This is a genomic window from Erythrobacter sp. R86502 (genome assembly GCF_042466465.1).
GTDB lineage: Bacteria > Pseudomonadota > Alphaproteobacteria > Sphingomonadales > Sphingomonadaceae > Erythrobacter.
In genome coordinates this window covers 882,340-902,985 of record NZ_JAXHCJ010000001.1, presented here as the reverse complement: position 1 = coordinate 902,985, position 20,646 = coordinate 882,340, and the positions used below count along the sequence as shown (strand labels likewise).

Below are 20,646 nucleotides of genomic sequence, written 5' to 3'. Positions count from 1 at the left end.
TAATATGTATTATCAAACTCTAGGATCGACATGCAGGATCTCTTTGAACTGGCCCCGATCGATCGTCTTTTGGCTATCATGAATACACTTCGCGAACCTGATCGCGGTTGCGAATGGGACCTTGCCCAAGATTTTGCCAGCATCGCCCCGTACACCATCGAAGAAGCGTATGAAGTGGCAGACGCCATAATGCGCAACGACATGACAGATTTGCGTGACGAGCTTGGCGATCTTCTTTTCCAGGTCGTCTTTCATGCTCGTATGGCTGATGAAGCTGGCCATTTCGACTTTGCTGACGTCGCCTCAGCGATCAGCGCCAAAATGCTAGCGCGCCACCCGCATATTTTTGCAGACGCTGGCGGTACGATGGATGAGGGCCGCTGGGAGGACATCAAGGCCACCGAGCGTAAGGCCAAAGGCGCCGAAAGTGCTATTGATGGCGTCGCACTGGCTCTACCGGCATTGATGCGTTCCGACAAAATCCAGAAACGTGCCGCTCGAACAGGCTTTGATTGGCCCGACCCTTCTGGTTCAGAGGCTAAAATCGCCGAGGAAATCGAAGAGTTGAAAGCGGCGCGAAGCGGACAGGAAAAATTCGAAGAGGCCGGCGATCTCCTCTTTGCAACCGCGAATTTCGTCCGGGCCTATGGCATCAATCCGGAAGAAGCTCTGCGCGCAGCCAACACCAAATTCGAAAATCGATTTCGTTCCATGGAAGCCATCGCCGGGCCCGACTTTGCAAATCTTTCGTTGGAGGAGAAGGAAGACCTCTGGCAGCGTGTAAAACGCGGCGCTTAACAATCAGGAAAGACTTGAAAACTGACCCAACTCTTTCGGATTGAGGCGAACGGTCAGCCGTCGTTGTGGGCCATCCTCACTTTGCCCCGCATCCTCGTCGCCAAGCACTTCGCCGTGTGCGTGTAGCCAGGCAATCTTGCGACCATCGCTGACCGGCAGAACAAAACTTACTTCGCGCGCAGCCCCCGTCAGCAACCTGGTGAGTTCATCTTCGAGCTCGTCGATACCCTGCCCGGTTGCTGCCGACAGGATGACTGTGCCTTGCCCTTCCCCGGCTTCACGCAGTTCGGCGAGATCATCGGGGCTCAACAGATCAGACTTGTTCCAGATTTCAAGGATCGGGATAGCGCTGGTCCCTGTTTCAGAATCGACCACGCCAAGATCGGCAAGGACATCCAGTACCTGCTTTTTTTGCGCAGCATGGCTGGGATTGGCCATATCGCGCACATGACAGATCACATCAGCGGCCGTCACCTCTTCAAGCGTTGCACGGAACGCTGCGACCAATTGCGTGGGCAGGTCAGAAATGAACCCCACCGTATCCGAAAGGATTGCCTTCTCGACACCTGGTAAGCCGATAGCCCGCATCGTCGGATCGAGCGTGGCGAACAGCAAATCTTCGGCCATCACCTCAGCACCAGTCAACCGATTAAACAAAGTCGACTTCCCGGCATTGGTGTAACCGACAAGTGCCACGACGGGCCATGGCGCCCTTCCCCGCCGTTCGCGGTGAAGCGTGCGCGTTTTCCGGACTTGGTCGAGTTCACGGCGCAGCCGCCCCATCCTTTGCCGGATCATTCGCCGGTCCGCTTCAATCTGGGTTTCGCCCGGACCGCCCAGAAAGCCGAAGCCGCCACGTTGACGTTCAAGGTGGGTCCAGCTGCGAACCAGACGGCTTTGTTGGTAATCGAGATGCGCCAGTTCGACCTGCAGACGGCCTTCGGCGGTTGCGGCGCGCTCTCCAAATATTTCGAGAATGAGGCCGGTGCGGTCAATCACCTTGCGCTTCAAACGATCTTCTAGATTGCGTTGCTGGATGGGTGTCAGCGCGCCATCGACGATCACAAGTTCCGCCTCGTGCTGCTCGCACCAGACCGCGATGTTTTCCACCTGACCCGATCCGAACAGCGTGTTCGGTTGCATCTGCCGTACAGGAAGGATTGCCGAATGCGCGATGACAACGCCAATTGCCAGCGCAAGGCCTTCCGCCTCGGCCAGACGCTCGGACGAATCGAGATCATACCGCAGCGACCGGATATCTGGACACAGCACAAGCGCCCGCGCACCGCGAGTCACTTCATCTTGAAGATCGCTATCGAAGCTCAGTCGTCTACCCCAAAATCGGTGCCATCTTCATCATCGACGCTAAGATCGACCGGGCTGGCTGGCTGGATAGTTGATACCGCATGCTTGTAGGCCAGTTGGACTGCGCCATCACGCTCAAGCAGCATGCAAAACAGGTCATACGCAGCGATCCGGCCCTGAAGCATGACCCCGTTCACCAGAAACATCGTGACCTGAACATTGGCTTCAGCAACGCGGCTGAGGAAAATGTCCTGCAGTTGCTTTTGCTTTCGGTTGCCCGATTGGCTGCCGAACTGGGATGGGTCCAGCGACATGCCTGGCATGATCGTACTGATCGCGTGCTTGTATACCAATTGCGATTGGCCATCACGCCGCAGAAGGATCGAGAAGTTATCGAACCACGTCACGATACCTTGCAGTTTCACGCCTTTCACCAGGAACATGGTCACGGGAACCTTGTTCTTTCGCAAAAGATTGAGAAACGCGTCTTGAAGGTTGCCAGTCTGACGCCCCATCGGGACGCTGGCATCATTGCCACGCGGTTCGATCGGCGCCGAAGGGCGTTCGACTGGACGGGGTGAGAGCGTTCGCCCGCTGGACATGGTCGTGGCTCCTTGTTCTTGGCGGGCAGAAAAGTGTCCGCAGGTATCAGGTCGCCGCTAATAACCTTATGCAGCGCCTTGCGTTATCTATAATGGCAACGCGACGTCGCGGCGACAAGAACTGATTTTCAATAATTCGGTCGCCTTGGCGATCTGTCAATCTTCGCCCTCGCGACGTTCCGCCATACCCAGCAGCTTCAACTTCCTGTGAAGCGCGGATCGTTCCATTCCGATAAAGCTAGCGGTTCGCGAAATATTGCCTGAAAAGCGGCGGATCTGAATGGCGAGGTATTCGCGTTCAAAGCTCACCCGCGCCTCGCGCAGGGGCACGCCCATGATGGCTGAAAGGCTATCACTGGCCAGCCCGATCTGGCCGCCAACAATCTCCGGGGGGAGCATGTCGGGTTCGACCGTGCCGAGCTTTTCGCGCGGGGTCATAATAATCGTGCGTTCGACGACATTGCGAAGCTGACGGACATTTCCAGGCCAGTCATAGGCTTGCAAAGCCGCCATTGCCTCGTTCGAGATTTCGGGCGGGGCAAGCCCCTGATCGTTCGAGTAGCGCGTGAAGAAATGCTCAGCCAAAGCAGGTATGTCCTCGCGTCGATGCGACAAGGCTGGCAACACAACCGGGACGACATTCAGCCGATAGAACAAATCTTCGCGGAACCGTTTTTCCGCCATTTCTACCGCAAGATCGCGCGTCGTCGAAGACACCACGCGAACATCGACGCCGATCTGCCGCGTGCCGCCGACCCGCACAAAGCTTTGATCGGTCAGAACCCTCAGGATGCGGGCTTGGGTCGACAAAGGCATGTCGGCAATTTCATCAAGGTACAGCGTTCCGCCATCGGCCAATTCGAGCAACCCGGGCCGAACCTGCTTTCCGCCCGATTCCTCACCAAACAATTCCTGCTCGAACCGTTCTGGGGTTATGCGCGCAGAGTTAACCAAGACAAATGCGCTGTTTGCCCGCGCGCTCCAGGCGTGCAGTAGCCTTGCAGCGACTTCCTTGCCCGCGCCTGGAGGGCCTGAAATCAGCACTCTGCTGCCCGTGCTGGCCACACGTTTCAAGGTTGCACGCACGGCGTTGATGGCAGGCGAATTGCCCGTGAATTCCGCGCTCCCCCAACTTCCTTCGCGCAGCCGCGAATTTTCGCGCCGCAGGCGTTCGGTTTCGGTCGCGCGCTCTACCAGAAGCAGCAACCTCTCGGCTTCGAACGGTTTTTCGATAAAGTCCATCGCGCCGCGCCCCACCGCGGCGACTGCCGTGTCGATGTTGCCGTGGCCGGAAAAAATAATGACAGGAAGGTTTGGTTCGCGCGCCTTGATGGCATCAAGCAGCTCAAGCCCGTCCATCTGGCTTCCGTGCAGCCAAACGTCGAGCAGCACCAATGATGGCCGCCGTTCGTCGATCGCAGCCAGAGCTTCGGTGCTGTCGGCCGCGGTGCGACAGGCATAGCCCTCGTCCCCAAGGACGCCTGAGACGAGCTCACGGATATCGCGTTCGTCATCAACGATGAGGATTTCTAGTGCCATGGGGTGTGTCCTTTGGCCGTGGGTTTGGTGAGGAGCGAAGCGGGCTTCACAAGGGACCGCCTTCGATAGGGGCCGGGTTGCGGGAGAACCGCAGCGTGACCCGCGTGCCGCCGCTGGGTGCGCTGGCAAAACTCATGTCGCCGCCATGCTCGTCCACAATCTTGTTAACGATTGCCAGACCCAATCCGGTGCCTTTTTCGCGCGTTGTCACATAGGGTTCGGTGATCCGGTCACGGTCAGCGGGAAGGCCAATGCCATTGTCTTCTATAATCACCACGATTCCGGCGCCGGCATCGCGCATGGTCACGGCGATCTCACCGACATAGTCGCTAGACGTTTCACCCCCACGGGCCTCGACCGCTTCGACCGCATTCTTCAGCACGTTTGTCATGGCCTGACCGAACTGATGACGGTCACATCGCACTTCGCGATCAATCAGCTCTGCCGATGCCACGCTGAAAGCAATGCCGGAATGAGCAACCTCCTGTAAAAACACAGCTTGCCTCACGAGGTCCAGCGCGTCTTCGTCTCGAAACACTGGCTTCGGAAGGCGTGCAAACGAGGAAAACTCGTCGACCATTTTTCTCAAGGTTCCGACCTGGCGGACAATTGTGCTGGTCAATTCATCGAACAGTTCACGGTCCTCGTCACCAATCTGGGTCCGGTAACGGCGCTTCAGACGCTCTGTCGCAAGCTGGATCGGGGTGAGCGGATTTTTGATTTCATGCGCAATCCGGCGTGCGACGTCCGACCATGCTGCCTGACGCTGATCGAGCAGCTGGCGCGTGATGTCTTCAAACGTAATTACATGCCCACTGGTACCGGGTGCGACCTTGACCGCCAGTGTCAACAATTCGGTTCCCTTGGCGTGGGTCACAACGGCACGCTCCCTGCCGTCGGAAATGACGCGGCAGAGCTCGGGCGAAAGCGCGGCGAGGGGCTGACCAATCATCGTGCCACCGCCAACCGGCTTGTCCACGGGGCCCAGCAAGGCCTGCGCTGATGAATTCATGAGTGTCACGCAGGTGTCGGTATCGACCGATACCACCCCTGCCGTGACGGATTCCAGCACCGCTTCGGTGAAGGCACGGCGATCATCAATCTGCCTGTTTGCGCTCACCAAGGCGTGCGTCTGCTTTTCTAGCTGAGCTGTCATGCGGTTGAAAGCGCGGTTCAGCAGTCCGATTTCATCAGCCCCAGTGCGCCCTTCAAGCCGCAATGCAAAGTTGCCCTGCCCCACCTTGCGCGCTGCGCCGACCAGATTGGTAAGCGGTTCGACCTGGCGATCGGCAAATCGCAAGGCAAACCATATGGCCAAGCTCACAAGCAATAAGCTCACGCCCACCAGCGCGATGTTGAATCGCAACTGCAGCGTCCGCGCGCTTCCTGTCAGGCGATCATAAGCTGTGCTGATCGATTGCGCCCGCGACCAGGAATTGAACATGGTCTCTTCCGTAGTGCGCGCATTGTAAAGATAGACTCCAGATTGCGCATCGATAGGAGCCAGCGCCTCGATACGCTCCGGGCTGCCAACGACCACGGCAAGCTCACCGCGATCAAGCCGGGGAAGCGCATCGCGGCTAAAAGTCAGCGGACTGCTATCCTGCGACAGGTTGAGCGCGGCTGCTGTCCGGAACGAGCCGTCGTCCATGCGTTGCAGAATAGCGCTTTCGGAGATTTCCCGGCCTTGTGCCTGATAGGCGTAAAAGTCGGGAAAGTCAGCGTCAGTAAGCGGCACGCGTGCGAGGATTTCTCGCATGTCCGTCGCCATGATGACCGTGTTCTGTTCAACATCTCGCTGGTTCGCGTCGTAGTAGCTTTGCGCGAGCGCGTTCGCATTTTCCATCAGTCCGCGCGATTCATCGGAAAACCAGAAATCGACCCCGGTCTGGAACAGGAACGCTGCAAAACCTGCGACCAGCAGGGTCGGTATCGCGGCAACCATCGAGAAGAAAAAAACAAGGCGAACATGCAGCCTAGCCGTGCTTCCCGCTGCCCGCCGCAAAGCCAAACGCCTGCCAATAAGCACAAGCAGAGCCATTGCCGGCACCAGCGTTGCCATCAGCAGTACCGACACCTTCATTGTAGGGAGAAGATCGTCCGGTGCGCCTGAACGGCTGAAAGTTGACCACGTTGCCGAAATCGACGCCAAAAGCGCGAGAACTGCAATTATTTCAAGCCAAAGGAAGATATTCGCGCGACGCCCTGCAATTACAAAGCGACGCCACCACCGCGGCGGATGCCGGGGAACAAAGGGAAGTACGCGGGATCGTGTTGGCTCCATCGTTGCCGCTTTACAACAGTGGTGTGGCAAAAATGCAAGACCAAACTTCTGCCGGATCACATGGTGTGACCTTATGGCGCGCTGAACCGATCAGGCTCAAGGCCAAGCTCGCCAATCCGCTTGCGCAACGTGTTGCGATTGATCCCCAGCAATTGGGCGGCACGCAATTGATTGCCGCCAGTGCGCCCCAAGGCATATTCGATCAACGGCTTTTCAAAGGCGGCTAGCGCACGATGATAGATAGCACCCGATGGTGGGTTTTCTGCGGTCAGCCAACTTGCCAATGCGTCACCAAAACCGCCCTGCCCGCCTGACTGCGGCATGATCGTTGGGGTGAGTTCGGACCCGATAATATCAATCACGCTATCTGTGTCGATACGCTCTTCTCGGGCCATGAGCGCAAGGCGATAGACGACGTTGCGCAATTCGCGGACATTCCCGCGCCAGTTACGTTGTTCCAGTTGCTCGATTGCGTGGGTGGTCAGGGTGCGACGGGGAAGTCCGTCTTCTGCCGCCGCGATAAGAAAGTGCTGCACAAGCGCAGAGATATCTTCGCGCCGCTCCCGCAAGGGGGGCAGGACAATCGGCACGACATTCAAACGGTAAAACAGGTCCTCGCGGAATGTGCCGGAGGCAATCATCGGCGCAAAATCACGATTGGTGGCGGCAATGATGCGCACGTTGACCGCGATTTCCTGACGCCCGCCCACACGCCTGATCCGGCCTGACTGCAGTGCACGCAAAAGGCGGGTTTGCGCCTCGGAAGGCATGTCGCCAATTTCATCGAGAAACAGCGTACCGCCATTGGCCTGTTCGAACTTACCGATGGCCTGAGAAATGGCGCCCGTAAATGCGCCTTTTTCGTGCCCGAATAACTCGCTTTCGACAAGATCTGCAGGGATTGCAGCGGTGTTGACCGCGACAAACGGCCCTGTGCGTCTGTTACCGAGTTCGTGAATTGCTTCTGCCACGAGTTCCTTGCCCGTACCGCTTTCACCAGTAACGAGAACGGTCAGATCATTGCGCAAGACGCGGGTAATCATCCGGTACACGCCCTGCATTGCCGGACTGCGCCCAACCAACGGCATTTTTTCTGCTTCAACGCCGTTGACCGCCTGGCTCGTATCCGCGGATGCCGGTCCCCGGGTACCTGCGGCTTGGCGCACGGCATGCACCAGTTCGTCGAGGTCGAACGGTTTTGGAAAGTATTCGAACGCGTCACTTTCACTCGCACGCACAGCCGTATCGAGTGTATTCTGCGCGGACAAAACGATTACCGGCATGTCCGGGGCACGGTCACGTACGGCGGATAGGCTTGCAAGTCCGTCGCCATCTTCGAGGATAACGTCCGTCAGCATGACTGCAAACTGACGCGCAGCCAATTGCTTGTCGCGCGCGGCAATGCTGGCGCAATGTGCGATCGCAAAACCTTCGTCTTCCAATGCGGCGATGATGACAGTCGCGATTGCAGCGTCATCTTCAACGAGCAGGATGGGATTATTAGCAGTCATAACTCAGACGATGTCCTGCGCTTGTGGCAGATGCAGCCGGAAATGGGTAAGTCCGGTATGCGCATCCCGATCATGGCTGACGTTACCGTTCATGTCCCGTACAAGCTTGCGAACCAGCGACAGACCCAGCCCCTGACCGGCGGGTTTGGACGAAACGAACGGTTCAAACACATGACCCTGCAACGCGGGGTCGATGCCAGAGCCGTTGTCAGAAATTGTGATTTCAATAGGCAGCGGTACGGCTCGACCGCTGCGGATTGGACTGAAGGCAAGGCCACTGACAAACCGCGTCTGGACGATCACGCTACTTTGTCCACCTGCCCCATGGTGGCCGAGAGCAGCATCGCGCGCGTTCGAAATCAGGTTGATCAGCACCTGTTCCAACGCGTCGCGATTGGCGAGGACAGGCGGGAGTGAAGGGTCGAATTCCTCCCGGATCTCGATCTCGCCCACTGCAGAACCCGCAGCGCGCATCGTAGCGATCGCTGCGCGGATTGCCTCATGCGGATTGCAGGCCTCGACAGGGCCAGTGCGAGTGCTGCCCAACTGCTGCATCCGGTCTATCAGACGCGCAATACGGTCCACTTCATCGGTAATCATGCGGGCCAGCTTCTTGTCGCCATGGGCCAGTTTGCGGGCTGCCAATTGCGCCGCTCCCCGGATCGCGGCGAGAGGATTTTTGATCTCGTGCGCAAGAACTGCCGGTGCGCCAAGAAGCGCGTCGCCGCCTGGGGACGCTTCTTCGTGGCCAATTTGCGATAATGTCACCACGCGCCATCCCGAATAACTGCTGAGCGGAGAGGCGGTGAGATTGACGCGCGCTTGCGTCGTACCGATTGCGATGATCAGGTCCCGTGCCACCAGCGCTTCATCACTCGCCACTAGGCGTGCCTCAACCCGCGGATCAAGTGGCCCGATCCGTTCGACAAGCCTGGTCCCAATTAGCCGGCTTGCACTTGTCCCCAGTAGGTCTTCGGCTGCATGATTGACTTCGGCGATGACGCCGCGGCTGTCGATTAGAACAACGGCAAAAATCAGACCGGCTATTTGTGCATGCGCATCAGGACGATGGTTCACCATCTCCGCTGTTGCAACAGGTCCCTCCCCCCTGTCAGTTACCACAGGTCAGGCGGCCTGCTGCATCAGAAAGGGAGTGTAGAACCGTTCGATTTCGCCCAGCACCTCGTTGGCGTCGTCGATGAAATTGGCCCTGTTGCGGAACTCGGCCGATCCGTGAAGTCCCTTGGTGTACCAACCCAGATGTTTGCGTGCCATTTTGACCCCGGTATCGGCGCCGTAATGATCCAGCATGCGCCGGTAATGTTCGACTACCAGACGATATTGTTCGTCAATCCCAGGGGCAGCACGCGCTTCACCAGTGCGCCACCAATGCATGACCTGACCAAGAACCCACGGCCTTCCATAGGCACCGCGTCCGATCATCAGCCCATCAGCGCCGGACTGTTCGAGCGCTTTTGACGCATCTTCGACTGAACAGATATCGCCATTGACGATGACCGGCACCTTCACTGCTTCTTTGACTTTGCGCACGAACGCCCAGTTGGCGCTGCCCTTGTACATCTGGTTGCGTGTGCGGCCATGTACCGTAATCATCTGCACGCCGATATCTTCAGCCATTCGGGCCAGTTCGGGTGCGTTCAGACTGTCGTGATCCCACCCCATCCGCATCTTGACGGTGACTGGCACTTTGACCGCCTTGACCGTCGCTTCCATCAAGCGAACGGCAAGCGGCACTTCGCGCATCAACGCAGAGCCTGCAAGCTGCCCCACTACCTTGCGGACCGGGCAACCAAAATTGATGTCGATGATAGCCGCGCCATTGCCTTCCTGAAGCTTGGCAGCTTCAGCCATGCTTGCTGGATCGCACCCAACAAGCTGCATCGACACCGGCTCTTCGATCCGGTCCCAGGCAGTTTTTTGCAACGACTGCCGGGTTTCACGTATCGCCGCTTCGGTCGCGACCATTTCGGTCACGTTGAGGCCCGAGCCATAGCGCCGCACAAGTGTTCTGAACGGCATGTCAGTCACGCCAGTCATCGGCGCCAGAACAACAGGCTCAGTAATAGTCACAGGGCCGATGGCAATCGGTTTCAAGACTGGCGGAGGAGGAAGCATGGTCATATCATTAGTTTGCCTAAATATTGGGCAAGCGCTTAGTGGATTGCCGAAAGCCCGTCCAGACTTTAAGCGAATGAGCTGATGGCAAGCCATGATCCTCTCCCACCATTTTCTGCGATCGTGGTCGCCGCCGGCAAGGGGCTGCGCGTAGGCGGAGATACGCCCAAGCAGTTCTGCAATTGGAAGGGCAAGCCGCTTATCCGGCATTCGGTCGAGGCATTGCTTGGCCATGGTGCCATCGAAGTCGTCGTCGCAATTCCATCTGGGGCTGAGGATGTGGCGAAGGCAGCGCTCGATGGGCTCAATTCTTTCCGGCTCGTGATCGGGGGCGAGACCCGGCAGGAGTCGGTGCGAAAAGCGCTTGAGGCGATGGACGATGGTTCGCATACGCGAGTGCTTATCCATGACGCTGCCCGCCCGGATTTGCCTCAGCACGTCACTAAACGCCTGATCGGCAGGTTGGAAACTTACGAAGGCGCGATCCCGGTGTTACCAGTGGTCGACAGTCTCGCCATGGCCCGCGATGGCGTGATGGCTGGCAAGGCGGAGCGCGAGGCGCTGCGCCGTGTCCAGACACCGCAAGCCTTCCTCTTCGACGCTATCCTCGCTGCGCATCGCGCATGGCGGGGTGCAGCCCATGCCGGCGACGATGCACAGGTGATGATGGCCAACAAGGGCACAGTCGCGCTGGTCGATGGCGACGAGCGTTTGAAGAAGATCACCTTTGCCGAGGACCTTGCTACAGGGATGAACCAACCCGCTTTCCGCATCGGTCAGGGTTTCGACGTGCACCGCCTCGAAGCCGGGGAAGAACTGTGGCTTGGCGGGGTGTTGATCCCGCATAACATGGGATTGTCTGGTCATTCCGATGCCGATGTTGCGCTGCACGCGATTACAGATGCAGTCCTGGGCGCGGTGGGGGACGGGGATATCGGCACGCACTTCCCGCCCGGTGATCCGCAGTGGCGAGGCGCGCGGTCCGGTCAGTTTCTTGCCCATGCCGTCGGACTTGCCCACGCGGCCGGTTATACGGTGGCCAATGTTGATCTCACCATCATCTGCGAAGCGCCCAAGATTGGCCCTCATCGCCCTGCCATGCGATGCGAGGTCGCGCGCCTGATGGGACTTGCCGAGAATGCTGTCAGCATCAAGGCAACCACCACGGAAAAACTTGGTTTCACCGGCCGCGGCGAAGGCATAGCCGCGCAGGCCATCGTATGTGTCTCGCTTGCCTCGTAAAGGACCCTGATCATGACCAATCGGCTGCCCATTCGTATGTTCGCCCCTGCCCTTGCCTTCGGGTCGTTGGCGACGTCTCAGGCTGCGCTGGCTCAGGATCAGGCATGCGTCGCGCCGACCGACCTGTCGGATGCGGTCGTTTACGCTATGCCAATCGCCTTCGATGCGGCCCGCAGCGCCTGCGCCAAACAGTTGGACCCGGAAGGTTTTGTCGCAGCCCAGGGCGATAGCTACATCGCGCAATTCCGAGAAAATCAGGATCAGGTCTGGCCGGGAGCGTTCCGTATGCTCCAGACATTTATGTCAAACGACGAGCCTGAAGGCGATGAAACGCAAATGGACATGGGTGCGTTGATAGATGCCATGCCCCCTGAAACTCTCCGGCCATTCGTCGATGCGCTGGTCGGTCAAATGATAGCGGCTGAAATCAAAAGCGATTCCTGTGGCCAGATCGAAAGAGGCCTTGAACTGATCAGTCCGATGCCAGCTCAAAATATTGGCGGTCTGGTGTCCTTCATCGTCGAATTGACCGACATGAAAAATCCACCTGTCTGCGGTACTGAGGCCAAATCCGTCGCGACACCGGAATAGGGCCGATGCCATATTCCCTGCTCCCCGATGATATTGCCGACTTAGCCGCGAAAGTAATCGCCCAAAATAAGACGGCTGGTCGAATGGTTGCGCTCGCAGAAAGCTGTACGGGAGGCCTGGTCGCGGGAGCGTTGACAGAGATTGCCGGCTCGTCTGCTGTATTCGATCGCGGTTTCGTAACCTATTCGAACGAAGCCAAAATGGAAATGCTTGGGGTCGCTCGTGACATTATCGATACCTTTGGCGCTGTCTCGATCGCTTGTGCATGGGCCATGGCCAAAGGCGCGCTCGACAGATCGAACGCTCAAGTTGCCGTTGCTATCAGCGGCGTCGCAGGGCCTGGTGGCGGCACACCGCATAAACCAGTAGGCACCGTCGTTTTCGCGCGGGTCGTACGCAATGAGGCTGGCACCCCTGAAGGCGAGCTTAAATTCTTTGAGGGCGGTGACGGCCCGCATGGGCGTGCCGAAATACGGCGTCAGGCAACAATCTGCGCGCTGGAGTTGCTGCTTCCATAAAGCTGCGCTGCACGCGCTTCGAAAGCTTCGACCATTTTGCGAAAAGCGCGGTCAAAATATTGACCGGCTATCTTTTCAAACAAGCGATTTTTGAACGTAAATTCAACAAGAAAGTCGATTTCGCACGTGCTGTCATCCACGGCACGAAACGTCCAGACGTTTTCAAGATCGGACAACGGTCCATCGACATAATGGACCGCAATCTCCCTTGCGCGTTGCTTGGTCACACGAGACGTAAAGCTTTCGCGTATCGCCTTGAACCCCACGACCATATCCGCAACCATTTCCGTGTCACTATTCGAGCGGACCCGCGTGGCTATGACCCACGGAAGAAACTCGCCGTAACGGCCTACGTCAGCCACAAGATCGAACATCTGTTCGGCGCTGTAAGGCAGTCTCCGGGTCTCACGAATTCCCGGCATCAGGCACCAGCCTTGTCGGACACCCTCGCCCGTGCGCGCATCAGTTTTTCTTCTCGGGCCACGCGCATTTTGGCAAAATCATCGCCCGCATGATAGCTCGACCGGGTCAACGGGCTGGATGCCACCTGCAAAAACCCCTTGGCCCGGGCAATGGCGCCGTAAGCTGAGAAAGCTTTGGGCGTGACAAATTCTTCAACCGCAGCGTGCTTCGGTGTGGGTTGGAGGTATTGCCCCATCGTGATGAAATCGACATCGGCGCTGCGCATGTCATCCATCACCTGATGCACTTCAAGTCTCTGTTCGCCCAGTCCCAGCATGATGCCAGACTTGGTGAAGATCAATGGATTGTGTGTTTTGACTTCTTCCAGCAGCCGCAGCGACGCATAATAACGGGCACCCGGCCGGATGGTAGGATAAAGCCGCGGCACGGTTTCGAGGTTGTGGTTATATACGTCCGGCCCTGCTTCGCAGATCATCTCAACCGCGCGGCGCATCTTGCCGCGAAAATCAGGTGTCAGGATTTCAATCGTGGTATTGGGTGTGTTGCGCCGTAAAGATTCAATGACCTTCACAAATTGGGACGCCCCACCATCGGCCAAATCATCCCGGTCGACACTGGTTATAACGATATGTTCGAGGCCCATCTTGGCCGCTGCAATCGCCGTATTTTCAGGCTCGAACGGATCGACGGCCTTGGGCATGCCGGTTTTTACGTTACAGAAGGCGCATGCCCGTGTGCACACGTCGCCCAAGATCATCACGGTTGCGTGCTTTTTCGTCCAGCATTCGCCGATATTGGGGCATGCGGCTTCTTCGCACACGGTGTGCAAGTTAAGCTCACGCATCAACTTACGGGTTTCATTGTACCCTTCGCTGACCGGAGCGCGCACGCGTATCCAATCGGGTTTGCGCTGGCGGGCGGGCCGATCGGCTGGCTTCGGTGGCTGCGGCGTGCTGGCAAGATCATTCATGCGGTCCATTTAGGCGCGCAACGCCTGTCCCGCAAGCATAGCGGGAATTGCAATTTATGACGCATGGACGGCAAAAAAGAGCGCCGGACGGATAACCGCCCAGCGCTCGCTATAGGTCGAAAAGATCGCGAGGCCATTAGCCGCCGGTAGCAGGCGCACCTGTTGCGCTCTGGGTCGCATAGGCGCTCCAAAGCATCGCGACCGGAGCACGTGTACCGTCAACCTTTGCCAAGGTCTCACGGGCTGCGTCAGCCTGACCTAGGCCAATCTGTGCGATGCCAAGACGCGTCAGCGCCAGACCACGATCGACATCGGCCATCGTCAACGCACGTTCATAGAAGTTTGCGGCTTTGGCATATTCGCCATAGCTCAGGAACGTGTCGCCCGCTGCCAGGACGGTGCGCAGCTTTGCTGCCGGCGCATTCGCATCCCGCTCAAGTGCTGGCAACGCGGCGCGATCTTCTGCGATCAGTCCGTTGGCAATCTTGAGCTGCTCGTCCACCCATGTATCGCTGCCCCGGGCAATCGTGCCCGTAGCCGTGGCGTCTTCGATCACGGACTTCACTTCCATCGGCAAGCGGCGTGTGTCTGCAGCTTCAATGTAGAAGATGTAGTCGTTACGATCCTTCAGCGTTCCAACCTTCTTACCCAAACGCAGCAGGTCCAGAAGAACCGGGCCATCATAATCGTTGAGGTTGCGGGTCAGGTTCACCGCATCGCGCCAGTTTTCGGGAGTCGGATTTTCGCTGACCCAGCCCTGAACGAATTCATACACTTGGGGCACAATCTCGTTGGTATAAGCGACCTGCACACCGCGGCGGAGCCAGCGGATGTCGACCGGCTTGCCTTCGGCTCGCTGGGCGTCGATCAGGTCGCTCAAGTAATCAAGACCTTCGACGTATTGTTCCTGCGCGAAATACAGTTCAGCCATATTCATGCGAACATCGGCAGTTGTCAGATTTTCAGCGGTGTAATTTTCGTCAATCGCCTTTTGCAGATAGCTGCGAGCCTTGTCATAGTCATTCAGCGACGTTGCGATTTGCGAGGCCACGAACGAGAAACGTCCTACATCGTCAGGCTTGGCCTTTCCGCTGCCGAGAATGGTCTCCGCGCCTTGAAGCTGAACCGACAAATCCTTGCCGACGATCCCTGCATTGAAAAGAAGGCCCCCAAGCGCAAGCTTCTCGTCGGGCGATACCGCCAACGGAGCAAGCGCATCAAGTTGCGGCTTGATCGCGGCGTAGTTGGCGTCCGGGGCCTTCAAAGCGGTATCGATCGGCTGATACGCTGCAACGAATTCCTTGGAATAGACCGCCTTGGCCGCTTCAGGCGCTTCGTCCTTTTTCTTCCTTTGAGCGTGAGCCGCATCGGTAAAGCCCGGGATGGCGAGCACGGCTGTTCCGCTAGCGAGCGCGATGGCCAAAGCAAATTGACGCGCGATAAGGGCGGAACGACGGGGCGAAGACAAATTGTTCAAAGCTTCCTCCAAATGGTATCTAGACAGCGCACCATTGCGGCCCTGCTGCCTTGGTAATTTCGTCTGCGCCTTAGAACGGCTCATACGATTTATGCAATTCCTGGTAGGCATACCGTGCTGAATGGACTTTGAATGACATCCCGGCACAGCTTGTCGCCACTGTTACAAATGTGGAAAAAATCAAAGACGTTCCTTTTGTGTTCGCCGCCAAAGGTGGCGAAACATCCGGCGAGCGCCTAGATAGGAAGCGTTGAACAGCCCATACAGGGGCTGGCTCGCCGCATCCGGCAAATTCACATAAAAAGAAACGGCCCAAACCTTGAGCGACGAAACCGACATCATCGATTCCACTGCGCCCGCCCCGATGGGTGGGTTTGATCGCATCGACATCGTCGATGAAATGAAGTCGAGCTATCTCGATTATGCGATGAGCGTGATCGTCAGCCGCGCGCTTCCGGACGTGCGTGATGGCCTCAAGCCTGTGCACCGGCGCATTCTGTTTGCCAGTCAGGAAGGCGGGTTTGTCGCCGGTAAGCCATACCGGAAAAGCGCGAAGATAGTCGGCGACGTAATGGGCAATTACCACCCGCACGGCGATAGCGCGATCTATGATGCGCTTGCCCGCATGACGCAGCCATGGTCCATGCGTGTGCCGCTGATCGATGGTCAGGGCAACTTCGGCTCAATGGATCCTGATCCGCCGGCATCGATGCGCTATACCGAAGCGCGTCTGGCGCGGGTCGCTAACAGCCTGCTCGACGATCTCGATAAGGATACTGTCGACTTTACCGACAACTACGATGGTAGCCGCAAGGAGCCAACGGTACTGCCGGCGCGCTTCCCCAACCTGCTCGTCAATGGCGCGGGCGGGATCGCTGTCGGTATGGCGACCAACGTCCCTCCGCATAATCTCGGTGAAGTGATTGATGCCTGTTTTGCTTATATGGATAATCCGGCGATCACCTCGGAAGAGTTGATCGAATACATCCCCGGCCCTGATTTCCCGACCGCGCCTCTGATTCTGGGCACACATGGTGCCCGCCAAGCGTACACGACCGGGCGCGGGTCCATTCTGATGCGCTGTCGGCACGAAGTTGAAAGCACGCGCGGCGCAAAGAGCGAGGGGCGCGAAAGCATCGTCTTCACCTCGATCCCCTATCAGGTGGGCAAGAACGCGCTGGTCGAAAAAATTGCCGATGCGGCCAAGGAAAAGCGCATCGAAGGCATTTCCGACATCCGGGACGAAAGCTCTAGAGAAGGCGTACGGGTTGTTATCGACCTGAAACGCGATGCAACCGCGGACGTTGTTCTCAACCAGATCTGGCGCCACACGCCTGCACAATCGTCATTCCCGGCAAACATGCTGGCAATCCGCGGTGGGCGGCCAGAAACGCTGCGTCTGCGCGATTTCATTTCGGCCTTCATCACCTTCCGTGAAGAGGTCATTACCCGGCGCACCAAGTTCGAACTGGCTAAGGCGCGTGAGCGTGCACACCTCTTGCTGGGCCTGGTGGTGGCGGTGTCCAACCTCGATGAAGTTGTGGCAATGATCCGTTCCGCGCCAAACCCTGCCGAAGCGCGGCGGCGGCTGCTCGCAAAAGAATGGCCGATTGGTGATATCGCGCAATACATCAGACTTGTGGAAGCCATTGAGCCGTCTGCTGACCAAGAAGGGGGTACATATCGCCTGTCGGAACGGCAGGTGAAAGCGATCCTCGAATTGCGTCTTCACCGCCTCACCGCTTTGGGCCGCGATGAAATTGGTGACGAGTTGCAAGGTCTTTCGGTTTCGATCGAGGAATACCTGTCGATCCTCGCCGACCGCGTAAAACTCTATGCGTTGATGCGCGAAGAACTCGCCGAAATCCGTGCAACATATGCCACCCCGCGCCTGTCGGAAATTGCACCTGCGTGGGATGGGCTCGACGACGAAGATCTCATTGAGCGCGAAGAGATGGTCGTAACCGTCACCCATGGCGGTTACATCAAGCGTACCCCGCTTGCGACGTTCCGCGCACAGGCGCGCGGTGGCAAGGGTCGGTCCGGTATGGCGACGAAGGATGAGGACGCGGTTGTCGAACTCTTCGTAACCTCGACACACAATCCGGTGCTGTTCTTCACCAACACGGGCCGCGTATACCGCATGAAGGTGTGGAAGCTGCCCGAAGGTGGCCCGCAAACCAAGGGTCGCCCGATGGTCAATCTTCTGCCGCTTGGTGATGATGAGCGTGTCACGAACGTGCTTCCTCTGCCAGAAGATGAAGCTTCATGGGATAACCTCAACATCGTGTTCGCGACCGAACAGGGAATGGTTCGCCGGAACTCAATGGACGCTTTTGCCAACATTCCTACCGCGGGCAAATACGCGATGGGTTTTGTTGAAGGGTCCGGCGATCGTCTGATTGGTGTTCAGTTGCTCACTGAAGATCAGCAGATTTTCCTGGCCAGCGATGCGGGCAAGGCGATCAGGTTCGCGGCAACTGATGCCCGCGAAACCAAGAGTCGGACCGGTATCGGCGTGCGTGGCATGAGTCTCAAGAAGGACAGCAAAGTCGTGAGCATGGCGGTGCTCGATCCGCTCACTGCCGACATGGAAACGCGTGACGCTTATTTGCGCGCTGCTGCCTGGAAGAACAACGAAGCGGTGCCCACCTTGCCCGATTCACAAGTGGCCGAAATGGCAGAAGGCGAAGAATTCATCCTCACCCTTACCGCCAATGGGTACGGGAAGATATCATCGGCTTACGAGTACCGGACAACGTCGCGTGGCGGCCAAGGCATCACCAATATCGGAACTCCTGACAGCAATCCGGAACGCAATGGACCGGTCGTTGCCAGCTTCCCGGTCAGACACGGTTCTCAGCTCATGCTGGTAACCGATCAGGCAAAACTCATTCGACTGGGTATCGACCTTCGCCATCTGGTTGAGGGTGGGTTCGAAAATCTCAAGGGATTCTCAATTTCCGGACGCGGCTCGTCGGGTGTTCGCATCTTCGATGTCGCCAAGGACGAACATATCGTAGGCGCCGCCCTGATCGACGAGACCACGGAACCGGAAAATCAGGCTGAAGAAGCCGTGGCTGCCGAAATGTCCGAACTTAGCGCAAAGAACGAAGCAGGCGAGCCTCCCGTCACCTGACGGGTTGCTCGCCACGAAGGCATTGCACGATGCCGGTAGCGATCATGACCTGCCCCGCATAGTAAAGTGGCCAGATGAGAATGTCGGGCAGAGTCGCAAGGTCAAGCGCGCCCATTTGCGAAAAGATCAGCCAGTCGCTCATTACAAACAGCACAGCTCCGGTGCCTACACGGTACCGGGGATAATGGCTCATCCATGCAGCTGATGCCATTGCGCCAAGAAAGCAGCCATAGATACCAACCTCCAGCCGTCCGCTCAATAAATAGCTGGTGATCGGAGTTCCCAACAGGAGCGCCATACTCATCAGCTTTTGCACAGCCGAAGGGCGCCCATGTCGGTTTTTCAAGAAAAGAATGATCGCCACGCAGTGGGCTGCCGCAAAGAACAGTGCGCCTACGAATAGATCGAGTTCGATGGCAACATCGCCAGCGGAGGCAAACAAAAGAGCCCCCATCAGCAGCATTCCATCGTAACGATTCTCGTCTTTGGGTGTCCGCAACGCCACGTAAAGCGCCAGCAACAGCACGCTACCGCCTTTTAAAACGTAGCCCCAGACGCCTTCCCCAATCGGGTTGTCGCGCAAAAAATAAAACCCGGTAGCGCAGACAATGCTCGCCAGTAACCAGGGCCTGTGTTCGATCAGCGCCTGTTTTGCCATCGTGATGTCTACGCCTGTGTGTGCATGGGACTTGCAGGTGCGCTAACACGCAATTACCTGCCCTGCCATGACCGCAAAAGCGACTTTACACGATGTGCACATTATTGGAGGCGGTCTTGCAGGGAGCGAGGCAGCCTGGCAGCTTGCTCAACGCGGGGTGAAAGTCCGGCTGTCGGAAATGCGCGGGACCGGAGAAATGACCCCTGCGCATCAGACAGATGGTCTTGCTGAACTTGTGTGTTCCAATTCCTTCCGGTCAGATGACGACACGAAGAACGCTGTCGGCCTGCTGCACCACGAAATGCGCGCGCTCGACAGTTTGGTTATGCGCGCTGGACACATCGCAAGGGTGCCTGCGGGCAGTGCAATGGCGGTTGATCGCGACGTGTTTTCTTCTGAGGTTGAAAAGGCTCTCGGTCAGCATCCCAATGTGACGATTGTTCGCGAACGGATCGATGCCTTACCCGATGCGGGGCTTACCATCGTAGCGACAGGCCCACTAACCGCGGAGGCGCTGGCAGGTAGCATTGTCCGCGCTACTGGGGCGGAACGGCTAGCTTTCTTCGATGCCATTGCACCGATCATTCATCGCGATTCGATTGATATGAGCAAGTGCTGGGTTCAATCGCGTTGGAACAAGGCGACAGATGCGTCGAACGAAGGCGGAGACTACATCAATTGTCCTATGAACGAGGCTCAATATCGCGCGTTTCATCGAGGTCTGATGGAAGGCGAAAAGACCGAATTTAAAGAATGGGAAAAGAATACGCCCTACTTCGATGGCTGCATGCCGATCGAGGTTATGGCGGAACGCGGATGGGAAACTTTGCGCTACGGGCCAATGAAAGGCGTTGGTCTTGACAATCCGTTTGATACGACACACGAATTCCCTCAAGGGCGCTGGCCCTACGCTGTGGTGCAACTGCGCCAAGACAACAAGCTGGGCACGCTTTGGAACATGGTCGGGTTCCAAACCAAACTGAAGTATGCTGCGCAAATCGAATTATTCAGGACGATCCCAGGGTTGGAAAATGCCGAATTTGCGCGGCTCGGCGGACTTCATCGCAACACCTTTCTTAACTCGCCTGAAGTGCTTGACCGTCAACTGCGTCTACGTGCCGCCCCGCATATTCGGTTTGCTGGGCAGGTGACAGGCTGCGAAGGTTATGTCGAAAGTGCGGCGATTGGTCTGATTGCCGGCATAATGACCGCAGCCGAGTTCAACGGACGTGCGTGGCATGCTCTTCCGTCCACGACAGCTCTGGGTGCGCTTCTTAGCCATATTACGGGTGATGCCGACGCTGCAACCTTTCAGCCGATGAACGTAAATTTTGGACTTTTCCCTCCGCTGCATGACGTCGGCAAGAAAGTGCGGAAAGAAGCATACACCAACCGCGCCAAGTCTGATCTGGCACGATGGGTTAGCAAATCACGCGAGTTGGCCGCGGCTTAG

Annotated in this window: 17 protein-coding genes; 6 read left to right on the top strand and 11 right to left on the bottom strand. The window is 57.5% G+C overall.

Going from position 1 to position 20,646, the window contains the following annotated elements; all coding sequences use genetic code 11:
* Nucleotides 1–30 precede the first annotated feature (30 nt).
* On the top strand, nucleotides 31–798 hold the full coding sequence (gene mazG, locus SJY33_RS04285) for a nucleoside triphosphate pyrophosphohydrolase (protein ID WP_379921342.1): 768 nt from the start codon (nucleotides 31–33) through the stop codon (nucleotides 796–798).
* Between the two features lie 3 nt (nucleotides 799–801).
* Here mazG and hflX read toward each other — a convergent pair whose 3' ends face one another.
* From hflX to dusB, 7 genes are all read right to left on the bottom strand, one after another.
* Nucleotides 802–2,094 (bottom strand): GTPase HflX, encoded by a 1,293-nt coding sequence (gene hflX, locus SJY33_RS04280; RefSeq protein WP_379921340.1) that lies wholly within the window; start codon nucleotides 2,092–2,094, stop codon nucleotides 802–804.
* Nucleotides 2,095–2,120: 26 nt separating this feature from the next.
* The gene (hfq, locus tag SJY33_RS04275) at nucleotides 2,121–2,705 is read right to left on the bottom strand and encodes an RNA chaperone Hfq (protein ID WP_379921339.1); all 585 of its coding nucleotides are present in this window, start codon (nucleotides 2,703–2,705) and stop codon (nucleotides 2,121–2,123) included.
* A 156-nt stretch (nucleotides 2,706–2,861) separates the two neighbouring features.
* Nucleotides 2,862–4,244: a sigma-54-dependent transcriptional regulator gene (locus tag SJY33_RS04270; RefSeq protein ID WP_379921338.1), complete on the bottom strand. Its 1,383-nt coding sequence runs from the start codon at nucleotides 4,242–4,244 to the stop codon at nucleotides 2,862–2,864.
* A 46-nt stretch (nucleotides 4,245–4,290) separates the two neighbouring features.
* Nucleotides 4,291–6,528, bottom strand: a complete 2,238-nt coding sequence (locus SJY33_RS04265; RefSeq protein ID WP_379921337.1) for an ATP-binding protein — start codon at nucleotides 6,526–6,528, stop codon at nucleotides 4,291–4,293.
* 71 nt (nucleotides 6,529–6,599) lie between these two features.
* Nucleotides 6,600–8,039 carry a sigma 54-interacting transcriptional regulator gene (locus SJY33_RS04260; protein WP_379921336.1) on the bottom strand — a complete coding sequence of 480 codons (1,440 nt, stop codon included), beginning with the start codon at nucleotides 8,037–8,039 and terminating at the stop codon, nucleotides 6,600–6,602.
* Nucleotides 8,040–8,042: 3 nt separating this feature from the next.
* Nucleotides 8,043–9,119: a nitrogen regulation protein NR(II) gene (locus tag SJY33_RS04255; RefSeq protein WP_379921335.1), complete on the bottom strand. Its 1,077-nt coding sequence runs from the start codon at nucleotides 9,117–9,119 to the stop codon at nucleotides 8,043–8,045.
* 45 nt (nucleotides 9,120–9,164) lie between these two features.
* Nucleotides 9,165–10,181 (bottom strand): tRNA dihydrouridine synthase DusB, encoded by a 1,017-nt coding sequence (dusB, locus tag SJY33_RS04250; RefSeq protein WP_379921334.1) that lies wholly within the window; start codon nucleotides 10,179–10,181, stop codon nucleotides 9,165–9,167.
* Between the two features lie 78 nt (nucleotides 10,182–10,259).
* Between dusB and SJY33_RS04245 the strand changes: the two genes are divergently transcribed.
* From SJY33_RS04245 to SJY33_RS04235, 3 genes are read left to right on the top strand one after another with little or no spacing between them, the layout of a single operon-like run.
* Nucleotides 10,260–11,417 carry a bifunctional 2-C-methyl-D-erythritol 4-phosphate cytidylyltransferase/2-C-methyl-D-erythritol 2,4-cyclodiphosphate synthase gene (locus SJY33_RS04245; RefSeq protein WP_379921333.1) on the top strand — a complete coding sequence of 386 codons (1,158 nt, stop codon included), beginning with the start codon at nucleotides 10,260–10,262 and terminating at the stop codon, nucleotides 11,415–11,417.
* Between the two features lie 12 nt (nucleotides 11,418–11,429).
* Entirely contained in the window at nucleotides 11,430–12,008 is a 579-nt protein-coding gene (locus tag SJY33_RS04240; protein ID WP_379921332.1) for a hypothetical protein, read from the top strand.
* A 5-nt stretch (nucleotides 12,009–12,013) separates the two neighbouring features.
* Nucleotides 12,014–12,526, top strand: coding sequence for a CinA family protein (locus SJY33_RS04235; protein ID WP_379921331.1), 513 nt, complete (start codon nucleotides 12,014–12,016; stop codon nucleotides 12,524–12,526).
* On the opposite strand, the gene SJY33_RS04230 is transcribed toward SJY33_RS04235, so the two are convergent.
* The 3 genes from SJY33_RS04230 to SJY33_RS04220 all read right to left on the bottom strand — a co-directional run bounded on the left by SJY33_RS04230 (nucleotide 12,487) and on the right by SJY33_RS04220 (nucleotide 15,396).
* Entirely contained in the window at nucleotides 12,487–12,948 is a 462-nt protein-coding gene (locus SJY33_RS04230) for a type II toxin-antitoxin system RatA family toxin (protein ID WP_379921330.1), read from the bottom strand. The two genes, SJY33_RS04235 and SJY33_RS04230, sit on opposite strands and share 40 nt — an antisense overlap.
* Complete coding sequence (gene lipA, locus SJY33_RS04225) at nucleotides 12,948–13,928, bottom strand: lipoyl synthase (RefSeq protein ID WP_379921328.1); 981 nt, start codon at nucleotides 13,926–13,928, stop codon at nucleotides 12,948–12,950. Before lipA ends, SJY33_RS04230 begins: the two co-directional genes overlap by 1 nt.
* A gap of 127 nt (nucleotides 13,929–14,055) precedes the next feature.
* Nucleotides 14,056–15,396, bottom strand: a complete 1,341-nt coding sequence (locus SJY33_RS04220; protein ID WP_379921326.1) for a hypothetical protein — start codon at nucleotides 15,394–15,396, stop codon at nucleotides 14,056–14,058.
* Nucleotides 15,397–15,715: 319 nt separating this feature from the next.
* Between SJY33_RS04220 and gyrA the strand changes: the two genes are divergently transcribed.
* Entirely contained in the window at nucleotides 15,716–18,535 is a 2,820-nt protein-coding gene (gene gyrA, locus SJY33_RS04215) for a DNA gyrase subunit A (protein ID WP_379921325.1), read from the top strand.
* Here gyrA and SJY33_RS04210 read toward each other — a convergent pair.
* Nucleotides 18,528–19,193, bottom strand: coding sequence for a lysoplasmalogenase family protein (locus SJY33_RS04210; RefSeq protein WP_379921324.1), 666 nt, complete (start codon nucleotides 19,191–19,193; stop codon nucleotides 18,528–18,530). The genes gyrA and SJY33_RS04210 overlap by 8 nt on opposite strands.
* A 67-nt stretch (nucleotides 19,194–19,260) precedes the next feature.
* On the opposite strand from SJY33_RS04210, the gene trmFO reads away from it, so the two are divergent.
* Nucleotides 19,261–20,646: a methylenetetrahydrofolate--tRNA-(uracil(54)-C(5))-methyltransferase (FADH(2)-oxidizing) TrmFO gene (gene trmFO, locus SJY33_RS04205; protein WP_379921323.1), complete on the top strand. Its 1,386-nt coding sequence runs from the start codon at nucleotides 19,261–19,263 to the stop codon at nucleotides 20,644–20,646.